The 13,863-nt window shown below is 40.3% G+C and carries 11 protein-coding genes; 7 read left to right on the top strand and 4 right to left on the bottom strand.

All coding sequences use genetic code 11. The features are described 5' to 3' along the window. Positions 1–59: 59 nt before the first annotated feature. Positions 60–932 carry a hypothetical protein gene (locus ACX0HA_RS05320; RefSeq protein WP_458844235.1) on the top strand — a complete coding sequence of 291 codons (873 nt, stop codon included), beginning with the start codon at positions 60–62 and terminating at the stop codon, positions 930–932. Here ACX0HA_RS05320 and ACX0HA_RS05315 read toward each other — a convergent pair. Then, complete coding sequence (locus tag ACX0HA_RS05315) at positions 918–4,649, bottom strand: metallophosphoesterase (RefSeq protein ID WP_458844234.1); 3,732 nt, start codon at positions 4,647–4,649, stop codon at positions 918–920. The genes ACX0HA_RS05320 and ACX0HA_RS05315 overlap by 15 nt on opposite strands. Before the next feature lie 26 nt (positions 4,650–4,675). Between ACX0HA_RS05315 and ACX0HA_RS05310 the strand changes: the two genes are divergently transcribed. Beyond that, entirely contained in the window at positions 4,676–5,875 is a 1,200-nt protein-coding gene (locus tag ACX0HA_RS05310; protein ID WP_458844233.1) for a Pycsar system effector family protein, read from the top strand. Between the two features lie 32 nt (positions 5,876–5,907). Here ACX0HA_RS05310 and ACX0HA_RS05305 read toward each other — a convergent pair whose 3' ends face one another. Further along, on the bottom strand, positions 5,908–8,295 hold the full coding sequence (locus ACX0HA_RS05305) for a GAF domain-containing protein (protein ID WP_458844232.1): 2,388 nt from the start codon (positions 8,293–8,295) through the stop codon (positions 5,908–5,910). Between the two features lie 159 nt (positions 8,296–8,454). Here ACX0HA_RS05305 and ACX0HA_RS05300 point away from each other — a divergent pair, with 159 nt between their 5' ends. The 3 genes from ACX0HA_RS05300 to hemL are packed head-to-tail and all read left to right on the top strand — an operon-like array spanning position 8,455 to position 11,510. Next, on the top strand, positions 8,455–9,345 hold the full coding sequence (locus ACX0HA_RS05300) for a 1-aminocyclopropane-1-carboxylate deaminase/D-cysteine desulfhydrase (RefSeq protein WP_458844231.1): 891 nt from the start codon (positions 8,455–8,457) through the stop codon (positions 9,343–9,345). A 4-nt stretch (positions 9,346–9,349) separates the two neighbouring features. Beyond that, positions 9,350–10,222 carry a glucosaminidase domain-containing protein gene (locus ACX0HA_RS05295; RefSeq protein WP_458844230.1) on the top strand — a complete coding sequence of 291 codons (873 nt, stop codon included), beginning with the start codon at positions 9,350–9,352 and terminating at the stop codon, positions 10,220–10,222. A gap of 1 nt (position 10,223) precedes the next feature. Further along, positions 10,224–11,510, top strand: a complete 1,287-nt coding sequence (gene hemL, locus ACX0HA_RS05290) for a glutamate-1-semialdehyde 2,1-aminomutase (RefSeq protein WP_458844229.1) — start codon at positions 10,224–10,226, stop codon at positions 11,508–11,510. A 55-nt stretch (positions 11,511–11,565) separates the two neighbouring features. On the opposite strand, the gene ACX0HA_RS05285 is transcribed toward hemL, so the two are convergent. Further along, positions 11,566–11,937 carry a hypothetical protein gene (locus ACX0HA_RS05285; protein ID WP_458844228.1) on the bottom strand — a complete coding sequence of 124 codons (372 nt, stop codon included), beginning with the start codon at positions 11,935–11,937 and terminating at the stop codon, positions 11,566–11,568. Positions 11,938–12,033: 96 nt separating this feature from the next. Then, positions 12,034–12,462, bottom strand: a complete 429-nt coding sequence (locus tag ACX0HA_RS05280; protein WP_458844227.1) for a hypothetical protein — start codon at positions 12,460–12,462, stop codon at positions 12,034–12,036. 108 nt (positions 12,463–12,570) lie between these two features. Here ACX0HA_RS05280 and ACX0HA_RS05275 point away from each other — a divergent pair, with 108 nt between their 5' ends. Together ACX0HA_RS05275 and ACX0HA_RS05270 are read left to right on the top strand one after the other, a co-directional pair. After that, positions 12,571–12,942 carry a hypothetical protein gene (locus ACX0HA_RS05275; protein WP_458844226.1) on the top strand — a complete coding sequence of 124 codons (372 nt, stop codon included), beginning with the start codon at positions 12,571–12,573 and terminating at the stop codon, positions 12,940–12,942. A 108-nt stretch (positions 12,943–13,050) separates the two neighbouring features. Then, complete coding sequence (locus ACX0HA_RS05270; RefSeq protein ID WP_458844225.1) at positions 13,051–13,863, top strand: MbnP family protein; 813 nt, start codon at positions 13,051–13,053, stop codon at positions 13,861–13,863.

Here is a 13,863-nt window from a genome sequence, read left to right as displayed (position 1 = left end):
TTAGCTATAAAGCTGTGATGTAAAGAAAATGCTCTTTACTTTTACAAAAAAACATTCCCATGAAACGATTACACCTCCTGGCCTCATTGATTTCTGTTTTTTTTATGTCCTGCTCAGGCAACAGCCAGCAGCTGACCGTACTTGGTACTACCGATCTTAAAGAATTGTCGGCACTGGAATACCTCCCACAATCTAAAACATTATGGGGGCTGGAAGACAGCGGCAATAAAAATAAAATATACAAAATCGGCAAAGACGGGAAAACACTCTCGTCTCTAACAATAAGTAATATCGCTAATATTGACTGGGAAGAAATGACATCTGATGCTCAGGGCAATCTATATATTGGTGATTTTGGAAATAATGATAATACCAGGAAGGATTTGGCTATTTATAAAATTGACAGGAATCAACTCTTAGGAAAGACGGCTGTTACATCGGCAAAAATTGCATTCTATTACCCGGAACAGACTGAGTTTCCTCCAAAAAAATCAAAGATGATGTTTGACTGTGAGGCTTTTTTTGAGTTTAAGGGCAATTTTTATCTGTTCACTAAAAACAGGAGCGCAAAATTTGACGGTAGCTTTTTTGTATATAAAGTACCCAATACCGAAGGGAAACATAAGGCTCAGTTTTTAGGCAAGCTAAGCACATGCAATATCTATAAAAAATGTGCTGTAACAGCAGCCGGTATTAGTCCTGATGGAAAAACGGCTGTATTGCTCACAGGAGATAAAGTGTTTGTTATGACAAATTTTGGAACAGGCGATTTTGCAAAATCCAAAATGCAAATGCATGAGCTGGGCTTTGCGTCACAAAAAGAGGGTGTTTGCTTTATTGATAATAACACCTTACTTATTGCCGATGAAAAAGACAAACAAACAGGAGGCAGGTTATATCAGTTTAAGCTCCCAGGCCTAAAAGCCAAATGAGAAGCCCAGGGATACACGTCCACCTTCGTCACCAAGAAAATAGAATACTTTTCCGGTAGCAGCTTCGGCAATATTTAGCCATAATCCGCCACCATAGCTGGTGTGCCATTTTTTAGAAGTGTCATTGTCTATCCACACACGGCCATAATCGAAGCCACCATAAATACCATACTGCATAGGTAAAAAGGTATTTCGCCAACGGCCTAATGATAACCTGAGGTCACTCGTTTGGGCATAAGACTGTTTACCTGTAAATCGCTGTTGCCTAAAACTTCTAAGCCCATTGTCTCCTCCCAAGGCAGCTGCCTGATAAAATTCATATTGATTGTTAAACAGTACTTTACCGTTAAAAGTTGTCGCGAATACAAGAACATCATCATGTGTTATCTTATGCGTGATGTTTAGCGAACTCTCCAGATAATGGAAATTACGCTCAAACTGGTCAAGACTTGTCTTCCAGCCTCCAAGAATATTAAAACTAAGCCCTAATGCAGGGAGCGAATGATTGTCATAAGTAGAGAAGCTGTAGCGTGCTACTAAAGCCGCATACAAACGATGCTCAAAAAGATAGTCTCTCAAAACTCCCGGTTCAGACACATAGCGACCCGGAGTATCATCAACCTCAATGGTTTCAAAAGGTACTTTAAATTCGATAGTGCTTCCGTTACGGCCGTCTTTAAACAAAGAAGGAGCTACATGAAATACTTTTAGCTTTACCCTGTTGTAATCCATACCAAGATCATCATCAATATTATCAGTCTCGTTACCATAACCAAAATAGTTGATACTAAAATTTGGGCTGGTATATAATACATCAAGGCCAAGATTCCATTTACTGGCTACGTTCATGAAGCGGCCACGATAGCCAAGTTCAAATCCGTTAGTAGCAAAAAAATATGTTCCTCTTATGGCATGCTTTTGAGAATACGGCCTCCTGTTAAAACTGTTTACGGTATAATTGGCCAGTACTCCAAGTTTTACGCCGTCGTCAGGGTTATAACCCGCCAGTGGATAACCTGCCCAAACGTTATATGTCGGCCTTTCATAATCATAGGTGTTCGTTTCATAATCGTCTGTAAGCAATAGTTTTGTTTTCCTGTCGGTAGTGTAAGTGTTTTCTTTACTGGCAAAATCATATACTTTCACTTTTTTTCCATTCTCAACCCTATAGGTGTCATGGTTTTGCCCGCCAAGCAGGCGCACGATCATTGCATTGTCGGGTTCGCCTTTTACTTCAAAGATGTCATCATCATCAAGGCCATATATCCATATTTCTTTAGTATGAGATCTGTTATAGGTTTTATCATGGGCTAAAACTTCACTACCGTCTTTTTTAGTAGTATACATTTTTACTTCGGTGTTGCCGTCAGGCAGCCTGGTAATGAAGAATTTTTCTTTTTTGTCGGTTCCGGTAATGAGAACGGTTTTAAGAAGGACATCATGATATTCTATGGCATATTCTTCAATCTTTTCCCTGCGTTTTTTCAGTGTTTGCTTAATGGTGGTCAGCGTCTCGTCATGTACCTCTTTTGGCAGCACTGCAAACGCTTTTTCAATAGCTTCATCAGTAAGCTGTTTTTGCAGTTCTCTGGCCTCTTCTTTCCATACTTCTATACCTGATTTAGTTATGAATGCCAGATCCTGAGGGTAAGGTTCCCTGTTGAACCATTTTACATTCTTAATATCATCTTTATAGCTTTGCATGTGGCGCACTGCAGGTATATTCATTACGAAATACAGTACTGCCCCGTCATATTTTGCAAATGCCTGATCACGATCACGCGGTATAGGACGGTATACAACACTATCCTTTTGATTAAAGCGAGCCCAACGCCACTGGTCAGAATGCCTGTCCCAGTCACCTATAAGCATATCAAAGAGGCGGGCTTTTATGTAGGCTCTTTCATCAATAACATATTTTTTGTCTTTTTGCAGGTTTAGCAATACATCATCGGTGCTTTCAATAGCATCAGGTTTACCAAAACTGGCCATGTCTTTATGGCTGTCAGTAGGGCGTTCTTCAACCATGTAAAGCTCATCACCATAATCTTTATTAAACTCTCCAAGCGCATTTTGTTTAGGAATGTAATACAACTTAGGGTTGCTGTGGTATATGCCAACGCTTTCGGAAAGGCCTGCTATTGCAAAAGGGGTATAGGGATGGTTGGTAGTATAAAAGTCAAGAAGGAAATCCTCTACATAGGTGCCTTCATAAGAATCGCCAATGTATCGGGTCTTGAAGGCTACCGACTGTAAGAACTTTGTAGCACTTTTTTTAAGTCCACGCATTACATATTCCTTGTCGTTTTTATCCAGTAGGCGCAGTGATTTTGACTGGTGTCCGCCGCCGGCTTTCTCAACTGTAAGGCCGCCATGTAATGTATCAAGTGAAGCAGAGGGTACTTCAACAGGCAGGCTGTAATATTTACGGAAATGTTTTCCCATAAAGAAATTATAGGCCTTACCTTTTTTTGTCATTTCAGGCGTATATACTGTTTTTGTTACAACAGGCGGGAAATGGTCCGGGTATGTTTTTATCTCCGGCTTTTCCCTGTGGAGCATTGAGGTTTCGAACAGTTTTGCCTCTACATTATCCTTAACGCCATAATAGGTGACTTTAGCACTTCCGTCCGCAAACAGGTCAAGTACTGCATAGCCGTTGCCGCCATAGCTGAAATCATTTGGATTTACCGCCTTTGCAGCTTCTTCTTTAGAGCCTGAGCCGCTTATTATCTGGTAGATATTGTCTTTTTGGATGTATTGCAGGTTATGGTCATGTCCTGAAACTACAATTACGTTATTCTTATTTTGTATCAGGGTTTTTATACGGTTGGACAGCGTAGTATATATTTTGCTCTGCTGATCCTGGGTGCTCATGCCTCCTGTTTTTCGAAGTACATTTATTACAGAGCCAATTACAGGTAGCGGAATATCTTTTTCTAATGGGAACAACTGTTTTCTTACCGAAAATTGCCCTCCGTGGCTACCATTGCTCAGTAAAGGATGATGTATCGCAACCAGTATGGTCTTGTCCGGGTATTTGTTGAGCAGGCTTTCAAACTCTTCAAAAAGGCCTTCGCGGGTTTTTATAGGGCAGTCGTCATTTATCGTAGGATACTTGTCCCAGTTCTCAATATACCATTGACTGTCTATGGTTATAAGTACCGCATTATCGTTTATTTTAACGTCGTTTATGGCACAGCCTTTGCCTGGCAAAAATGCCTTTTTGTCTTTCAGTCCGGCCTTTACAAAATCTTCTTCTTCCTCAAGGCCTTTCAGTCCGTAATACCAGTCATGGTTTCCGGGAATAAAATAGGTCTTGCCGTTAACGTCTTTGGCAAGTTCCATTTGGCTGTTAAGTGAAGCTTCTGCCTGCTGTCTTTCTTCTGTTTTATCTTTTGGAGGCATCCCTAAAGGATATATATTATCCCCCAGATAAAGCAGCGAAGTGTTTTTTCCGGAAGCTTTAAGCCTTTCACTGACAATTTTTAGTAGATCCTGTGAATTAGGCCTGCTGGCATAGCCTGCATCGCCTATAAGAAAAATTGTGCTTTCGGGTTTTGAAGTGTCATGATTAGCCTTCTGATTAGCAGGAGCAACGTTTTCGCCATACTGAGGCTTGTGTGTGGCACATGAATTCAGCACTAAAGCAATAAAAAGGCAAACAAAGAGTTTTATATTTGCCGCTACCATTATGTTACGCCAAAAGAATTTCATAATTTGGTGGTGTTAAATTCCTGCCTATGAATATTGTTCAAAAAGCCGAAAATTTTGTTTTTGGTTTATTCAAAGATAAACTATCTCCGGATTATATCTACCACAATTTTAACCATACTTTACGGGTAGTTAATAACGTGCGCCTTATTGCTAAAGCAGAGGGTGTGAGTGAGCAGGATACCGAGATATTACTCCTGGCGGCCTGGTTTCACGATGCTGCTTATATAGAGGGGCCACTAAACCATGAAGAGCGCAGTGGCGTTATAGCCGGTGATTTTCTTAGAGAAAATGGTTTTTCGGGCGAGGTTATTGACCGTGTGGCATCGCTTATCAGGGTAACAAAACTGGGAACAAATCCGGAAACGAGGGACGAGAAAATCATGAGGGATGCCGACTGCTCCCACTTTTCGGATGAGAACTATTGCGATTTGTCACAACTACTTCGTGAAGAGTGGCGAATAACGCAGGGAAAAGAATTCAGTGATCTTGAATGGGCACTGATCAACAGGAATGTACTGATACATGAGCACCGTTTTTACTCGGATTATGCCAAAGAGAAGCTGCAGCCGTTAAAAGAAGCTAATATTGCAAGGATCCAGAATATAATCTCAGAGATAGAGCTTAAAAGCAAGGATGAGTCCAGGGATAAGGAGAAGAAAGAAAAAAAGGAAAAGGATAAGAAAGAAAAAGATATCAAACCTGACAGGGGTATAGATACCATGTTTAAAGTTACGCTGGGGAATCATACACGCCTAAGCGAAATTGCAGACAGCAAAGCCAATATTCTTCTTTCGGTTAATGCTATTATCATCTCGGTATCACTGGGTACGATCATACCTAAGCTTGACAGTCCAAGTAATGCGCATTTGGTGATTCCAACCTTTATTATGGTCTTTTTTAGCGTGGTGTCTATCATTTTTGCCATACTCTCTACAAGGCCTAAAGTTACCAGTGGAGTCTTTACCCGAAAGGACATTGAAGACAAAAAGGTTAACCTGCTTTTCTTTGGTAATTTCTACAAAATGCCACTTGCCGAATATGAATGGGCAGTAAATGAAATGATGAAAGACAAGGATTATTTATATGGCTCAATGATCAAAGACCTTTACTATCTTGGATTGGTACTTAACCGAAAATATAAATTACTAAGAACAACCTATACCATTTTTATGATAGGGATCATTATATCTGTAATTGCTTTTGTATATGCCTTTAAGGCGATTTAAAATACTAAAAATGCCGCTTTAAGCGGCATTTTTTATTTATTAGAAAGTTCTTTCAGGAGATTTTCATAGCTCAGCATCTCGTGGCTGTTCAGGTCATTGTTGTAGAGAATCCCTACACGCAAAGCTTTTAGCCCTGTTACACCCTGAAGGTCTTCTACCTCAAAGTTTTCGATACTACCGTCCAGCATATTGTTGTGCTGCAGATATTGTATGTACCTTCTATACTCGGTTTCTTCCTGTTTATGAGAATACACGATCGTGATCTTCCCTTTTTCGGTAATGCGCTGCGTAGTTCCTTTTATAAAGGCTTTATCAATCCTTTTCTTCACAACTTCATACCTGGCGTTATAAGTACCGTCTACGTCAAAACGTTTTTCGTCCATCCTGAAACGGATCGATATCGGAGAACTGAAGACAAGTACAAGCGATGTTACATCAAGGTCATAGGGCAATGATGGACGGAGCCTGTAATATTCATTTTCCATTTCGCACATAGCCTGCAGTTGCCATAATCGCAGATTGCTCAGGTATAGCGGGCTATAGTTTTGTTTTGGAGCAATAGAGGCACCAATATAAAGGTTATGTTCTACACCATCAGTCTTAAAACGTTCGTAGTAGTGCGGAAAGAAAGCCTGTGCTTCGGTTTGTTTTCTGTCAAGCACTTCTGCCATCTGTTTATTGATCATGGACAGGGTCTCATCAAAATCTTTGCGGCTATCGTATATCATTTTGACCTTAGAGTCCAATGTGTCAAAATAACCGGCTATTTTTTCGTGAATTTCACTGTTTGAGCTGTCAAAATGCTTTAGGACAGGATGTATCTCATTAACAATATAACTTTGAACAATAGATTCAGTATCGGCCTTAAGTGAGGTTTTCAGTTCGCTCTCCATGTTTTCAAGCTCATAGATGTGCTGCTGGATTAGCGGCAGCTTTTCCTGATTATTGATAAAGCGGAATACCGAAAGCAGTTTTTCTATCTGTCGGATAAGGTCTTTTTCGATAGACTCATTCCTTGCGGTAGATGAGCCTTTTATATCGATCTGTCCGTAAAGCGGGTAAACCTCTTTAAAAACGATTTCTTTATAGGCCAGGTCTTTATTGTCGGCACTTACAATATGCTTTAATGCCTCTTCTTTAAATTTCCAGTATACGCTGTGGTGTATTGCTGTATATTCATTCTGGATTATGGCATCGATCTCATTTTGAAGCTCAGAATAATTACGGTCTATAGTATCGGTAAGGTAAGGCAGTACATAGTCCAGCTTAACTGCATTAATACTGTTCAGTTCCCTTGGCCTCGAAGAAACCAGCTCAAAGAATCCTAAAAGCTTATCATTCTTGATTATCGGGGCTAATATACAGCTCCTGATATTTTGCGAAAGTAAATGTTCGGCAAAACCGGCATCGAGTTCATTGTTGGCAAGATAGGCTTCAACGTCAGAAATAATAAGGCTTTTTTTCTCGGTCAGCATTTTTTGAAGCGTTTCCTGGCAAAAAACATCATCACACTTGATTTCGTCGCATCCCGAAAGAATGTAACTTTTTAAAGGTTTAAATGGGGCGATCTTAAACATGTTGTCTTCCATGTTTATTTCTGTATATCCTATATGCAAGTCCTGCAGCCTGTAAATCGACTTGAAAATATCTTCAAACCGTTCTTTAATGGCACCTTTGTCATTAGCATTACTGCTTGCAAGCAACAGGTTGGTTTTTAGGTTAGAAATGGCAATCTCGCTTGTAGCATCAAATAATGATATGATGCCAAAGCCTTTTACTTCCCAGCTTTCCGGGGGAAATTTTTCCTTCCATAGGGCAAGATCATCAAAATTATTCATGAGGAGCGTTATGTCCTCAGGGGTAATTTTTACGGCTTTATCCGTAGGGATTATTTCGAGAAAATCGGCGTTATATAAAATTCGGTAGTGCCTCATAACGCCATCCTGGTCAGGGATGTCATAAAACAATGGCCTGCTGAAGTCAAAATTCTGACCGTAATACGCATTTAAGACCAGACAGCAACAGAAGATGTAGAACTCGTGCTCTTCAAAATTCCTGATGGCCATGCCAAAATCGTCTCCGGCATTGGCAAGTATGGTGTTAAAGCGTTCAGTACGGTTAAAGGTAAAATTAAAAAAAGGTATGGCTGCAGCCTTAATCTCATTTTTCTGCAGGGCAGTGGGAAAAAGGTCGGCAAGTAGGTTTTTTATTAAAGCTTCATGCTTATCCAGTAACGAAAGATCGGTAATGCCGTCACGCAACTCGGGATAAGGCTCGGTATGTTTAAGCAGTGCTTTTGCATAATCCGATCGGTAATCAACATCCGAATCGGCAATTCTTTCCAGGGATTCTAAAACTTTATGGAAAGAAATTCGTGCAATGAGCGGGCTTAAATTTTCATTTTCATGATCGATTTTCATACAGGAAAATATATTTATTACAAAGGTAGCTAATTTTAGTTTTCAATAATAAGCATGACACATTTCCTGTCATAGATTAAGATTAATTATCAGCGCCTTACGAAGGAATTTTGAAGAATTGTTATTTTATGCTTATTTTGCATATATCATACCATTTTCATGAATCAGCCCGTAAACTTATCTTTCCCTGACAAAATTTCACTTACCATAAAAAGGGAAGATCTGCTGCATCCCCATATTTCCGGAAATAAGTTCCGAAAACTCAAATACAACATACTTGAGGCCAGGACTGAAGGCAAAAAAAGCCTGCTTACTTTTGGAGGAGCTTTTTCCAATCATATCGCTGCTACGGCAGCAGCGGGTAAAGAATATGGTTTTGCCACTATTGGCATAATCAGGGGAGAAGAGTTGGTTAATAAAATTGGGGATAACCCAACCCTGGCTTTTGCGCAAAGCTGCGGGATGGTTCTTAAATTTGTAACAAGAGATCAATATCGCCTGAAAACAGAACCTGAGTTCATAGGGGGACTAAAAGCTGAATTCGGTGATTTTTATCTTGTTCCCGAAGGCGGAACCAATGATTTGGCCGTAAAAGGCTGTGAAGAAATATTGACTGCTGCAGATAGTGATTTTACTCATATCTGTTGTGCAGTAGGAACCGGCGGTACCATCTCCGGATTAATACGTTCGGCGAAGCCACATCAGCATGTGCTTGGCTTTCCGGCACTCAAAGGCGAGGGATTGTCAGGCGATATTTGTAAATTTGCGCCAAAGGGCAATTGGGAGCTGGTGACTGATTATCATTTTGGAGGCTATGGTAAAGTAACAGAGGAACTTATAGTTTTTATGAATGATTTTTTTGAAAGAACCGGTATTCCGTCAGACCCTGTTTATACGGCAAAGATGCTTTTTGGCGTTATAGATTTGATCCATAAAGGTTATTTTCCTGAGAATTCTGATATCTTGCTTATCCACACCGGAGGATTACAGGGAATAGCAGGAATGAACAGGGAATTACTAAGAAAGAAATTACCCATAATTAAAACCTGATACAATGTTAAAAAAAATTCTGGCTTTAGTTGTAATGAGCTTTTTTTTGATAAGCTGCGGAACGTCTAAGTCCCGTGTCAAGACAACAAAAAACGGTACAGCGAAAACACGGACAACTAGAAACACGAAGCCTGTTATAAAAACGACTACAGGCACGGCGTCTACATCTACAAACAAGACCGAAACGCTTGAGTCTACTTCTAAAACAGTTGTTTATGCTGAAGTTGTAAAAGCTTATATTCAGAATTTTAAAGATACTGCTAAAGATAATATGAGGCGTCACGGTATACCTGCAAGTATTATTCTCGCTCAGGGAATACTTGAATCTGGTGCAGGGAAGGGAACACTATGCCTGTCGGCCAATAACCACTTTGGAATTAAATGCCATTCAGACTGGACCGGTGATAAAGTATACCACGATGATGATTCTGAACAGGAATGTTTCAGGAAATATAAAGATCCTGCCGGGTCTTATGATGACCACTCATTATTCCTGACCACACGCAGCAGGTATGCTTCGTTGTTCAAACTTGAAAAAGACGACTACGAAGGCTGGGCCAATGGCCTTAAGGCAGCAGGCTATGCTACCGATCCTAAATATCCGGCCAAGCTTATCGGGCTTATTGAAAATTACGGACTGGCGCAATATGATGCTGAGGTGCTGAACAAAAAGTATGTAGCTAAAGAGCCTAAACCTAAAGCTCCTCCTGTACCTGCACCTGCCCAGACACCAGCTTATGGTATGTATACTGTAGAAAAAGGTGATACGCTATATTCAATATCAAAAAAACACAATCTTACCGTAGACCAGCTTATGCAGCTTAACAATATGTCAGGCAATGCGATTTCAATAGGTCAGGTATTAAAAGTAAAATAATATGTTATATCAAAGAAGCAGCCAGCTGTTCGCAGAAGCAGAACAGGTAATTCCGGGCGGCGTAAATTCTCCCGTGCGTGCCTTTAAGGCAGTTGGGGGAACTCCAATTTTTGTAAAAGAAGCTAAAGGAGCCTATCTGTATGATGAAGATGGCAACAAGCTGATAGATTATATCAACTCATGGGGGCCAATGATACTTGGGCATGCTTATGAGCCTGTAGTCAATGCCGTAATCGAAAGAGCTAAAAAAGGAACTTCTTTTGGTATGCCAACCGCACTTGAAACTGAAATTGCTACCCTTGCGGTTTCAATGGTGCCAAATATCGACAAGATACGTTTTGTGAATTCTGGTACCGAAGCATGCATGAGTGCTATCCGCCTGGCAAGAGGCTTTACTAAGCGAGATAAGATCGTAAAATTTGCAGGCTGCTACCATGGCCACTCCGATTCTTTCCTTATACAGGCAGGCAGCGGTGCGGTAACATTCGGAACACCTAACAGCCCTGGCGTAACGGCCGGCACAGCCAAAGACACACTTTTAGCTACTTATAACGACCTGCAGAATGTTGCAGAGCTGTTTGCAGCTAACAAAAATGAGATTGCAGCAATAATCATTGAGCCTGTAGCGGGCAACATGGGTTGTATTCCTCCGGCAGAAGGATTTTTAGAAGGTTTAAGGCAGCTTTGTGATGATAATGGTACGTTGTTGATATTCGATGAGGTAATGACCGGATTTCGCCTTGCAAAAGGTGGAGCACAGGAACTCTACGGAATAAAGGCCGATATAGTTGCTTTTGGAAAAGTTATCGGTGGAGGGCTTCCGGTAGGTGCTTTTGCAGCCCGTAACGAAATCATGAATTATCTTGCACCACTCGGGCCGGTCTATCAGGCAGGAACATTGTCGGGAAATCCTCTGGCTATGGCTGCAGGTCTTGAAATGCTCAAGGCACTGAATAATGACACGGGTATATTTGAAAGGCTTGAAGAGAAGACAGCTTATCTTGAAGCAGGAATCCGCCAAAAGCTGGATGCTAAAAATATAACTTACACGATAAACAGGAGGGGTTCGATGATATCAGTGCATTTTGATGCTGATCCTGTAACCGATTTCAAATCGGCTTCTAAAGGAGATAACGATACGTTTAAGAAGTTTTTCCACGGTCTTTTGAAAGAAGGGGTATATATAGCGCCATCGGCTTATGAAACATGGTTCATAACCGATGCCCTGACATATCAAGATCTAGATGATACGATAGCAGCGATAGAAAAAGTGGCAGCTACGTTATAAAAAAATAAAAGCTTCAGTTGAAACTGAAGCTTTTATTTTTTTGAGAATATTGCTCTTAGTGAGTAAGGGAGTTCAATAATTGAGTATTTCCTTTAAGCTTGGTTAACTGAGCAGGCTCTAAAACCGATTTCAGTTTTGCTTCGATATTTTTAGCCAGGATCGTTTTGCGCTCCTCGCTAATGTTTTGCGCATACATGCGGTGTTTTTCAGTAAACAATGATTTAAGCGTAACTTTTTGATCAGCGCTAAGTTTCACCAACTGTGAAAGTGCTTCAACATCTTTGATGCCTGCATTATCAAAAGAAGCTTCTTTACTTACTGCTTTTTCCTGATTCACAGCCGGCTTCGCCGCTGCTTTTTTGTCTTGTGCATTTGCGCTAAGCCCAAAAGCAAGCATAACAATAAAAAGAGGGATTATTCTTTTCATAATTTTAAAGTTTAATGGTTTTACGTTAGTAGTTTAATGTTTAATATGTCAAATCTAACTAATTTGCTTACTAACGCAAAACTTTACACAAAAAACTTATCTTCTGTTACGGATTTTATGATTTCTTTCCCTTTTCTTTAATTCGTGGTGTCTCTCTTTTTTTATCTTTTCCAATCTCACAAACTGTTCAGGTGTCAGGATCCTTTTCATTTCTGCCTTCATTGCAATCCTCTCGTCGAGTATTTTGCTTTTCATTGCAAAGCGTTCATCAGCTGTCGGCTTTTTTCCGGCATGTCTTTCAGCTATGTGTTGCCTTCTGAATTCTGCACGCTGTTTGCCGTTTTCGATTAGCAATTGTCTTACTTCTTGCTGTTGGTTTTCATTCAGGTCGAGGGTCAGCGTCATTCTCTTGGCTTGCAATTCGGCTCTATGTTCCGGCTTAAGGGGTTCACGGTGCTCTTTTTTGTCTTGTGCATTAGCTCCTGTACATACTATCATCGCCATTGCTAAAATCCACATTTTCATGATATTAAGTTTTAAAAGTTATATGCATAAGACATTGTGGTGAATAAAAGGTTTAATTTTCTTTGGTGTTAATTTTTTTAAATAAGATTCGCCTACTACCTTTGCCTCGTGAAAAAAGCAGTATTCATAGTAATTGTTATAATGTTCTTAAGGCCGGTAATGCCGGTTTTGGAATACATTGTCAATTATGATTATATTGCTAAAGAGCTTTGTGAAAATAAAGCAAAGCCCCAAATGCACTGTAATGGTAAGTGTCACCTTATGAAGGAACTTGCTAAAGCAGCCGAAGAGCAGAAACAGGAATCGGATAAAAAATCGGCACAGCAAAATGCTGAAGTTTTATTCTGTGAAGTTTTTAGCGATTTCAGTTTTTCACCGGCAGTTACAATTCCAATAATCAAAAACGAAACGGTTTACAATAATTTGTATTCTCACAATAGTGCTGTTTCTTTTTTCCACCCACCGGCTCTTATTTCTTAAAGTATCGTTCAATGCTGTACAGATTCTGTATGGTATGGCTTTGTATGCCAACCGTTAACCCGTAGATAATCCTGCGGAAAATTATCTCATACTTTAAAAATAAACCAAATGAAATTCCAGATTAAATATATAGCAGCCGTAGTAGCGGCCGCAAGTTTTTTTGTATCATGCAGTAGCGATGACAACACTAAAGTTGCCGAAGGCACAGTAGGCGATGCCGAACTGTATTTTGATAACGGCGTTGCCGGAGATGCACTTATTTTAGGCAATACCTACACTAATTCTAACGGGGAATCCCTTACCATAAACAGGCTTAGTTATATTATTAGCAATCTTGTCTTTATAAAAGAAGACGGCACAGAATTCGTTTACCCAAAAGAAGAAAGTTATTTTGTGATCAGCCAGGAGGCAGGTTTGTTTACGGTTCATCTTGAGAATGTTCCTGCCGGAGATTATAAGAAAGTTCGTTTTGGGCTTGGAGTAGACCAGCAGCGCTACCTTCAGGGTGAAACCGCACAACAGAGTTTTTGGGACCTTGCCGCACAAAATAATCTGACATGGACGTGGTCTACGGGATATAGGTTCATCAATTTTGAAGGAACATTCGGTACTGATGCCAAGCCTTTCCAGGTACATCAGGGAAGCAATACGGCAACTGATAACTACAGGGAAATTACCCTTAACCTGCCTACTACTGCAAGGGTTAGGGAAGGTGAGCAGCCGAGTATTCACATAAAGACAAACGCTAATGTGCTTCTTGACGGTGATACAAAAATAATACTGCAAAACAATCTTAACGGTGCCGGCACAGCTGCTGCAATTATGGGTGGACAAAACCTTATTGATATTGCTGCTAACTCACTTAAGATGTTTGAGGTAGATCATGTGCATAATGGTTCGGGCAGCCATCACGAAGAATAA

The sequence above is a fragment of the Flavobacterium hauense genome, assembly GCF_054457175.1.
This window is presented reverse-complemented; position numbering and strand designations above follow the sequence as displayed.

Coding starts and splice junctions, on each gene's coding strand:
- ACX0HA_RS05320 (WP_458844235.1), top strand. CDS start 60: ATGAAACGATTACACCTCCTGGCCTCATTGATTTCTGTTTTTTTTATG.
- ACX0HA_RS05315 (WP_458844234.1), bottom strand. CDS start 4,649: ATGAAATTCTTTTGGCGTAACATAATGGTAGCGGCAAATATAAAACTC.
- ACX0HA_RS05310 (WP_458844233.1), top strand. CDS start 4,676: ATGAATATTGTTCAAAAAGCCGAAAATTTTGTTTTTGGTTTATTCAAA.
- ACX0HA_RS05305 (WP_458844232.1), bottom strand. CDS start 8,295: ATGAAAATCGATCATGAAAATGAAAATTTAAGCCCGCTCATTGCACGA.
- ACX0HA_RS05300 (WP_458844231.1), top strand. CDS start 8,455: ATGAATCAGCCCGTAAACTTATCTTTCCCTGACAAAATTTCACTTACC.
- ACX0HA_RS05295 (WP_458844230.1), top strand. CDS start 9,350: ATGTTAAAAAAAATTCTGGCTTTAGTTGTAATGAGCTTTTTTTTGATA.
- hemL (WP_458844229.1), top strand. CDS start 10,224: ATGTTATATCAAAGAAGCAGCCAGCTGTTCGCAGAAGCAGAACAGGTA.
- ACX0HA_RS05285 (WP_458844228.1), bottom strand. CDS start 11,937: ATGAAAAGAATAATCCCTCTTTTTATTGTTATGCTTGCTTTTGGGCTT.
- ACX0HA_RS05280 (WP_458844227.1), bottom strand. CDS start 12,462: ATGAAAATGTGGATTTTAGCAATGGCGATGATAGTATGTACAGGAGCT.
- ACX0HA_RS05270 (WP_458844225.1), top strand. CDS start 13,051: ATGAAATTCCAGATTAAATATATAGCAGCCGTAGTAGCGGCCGCAAGT.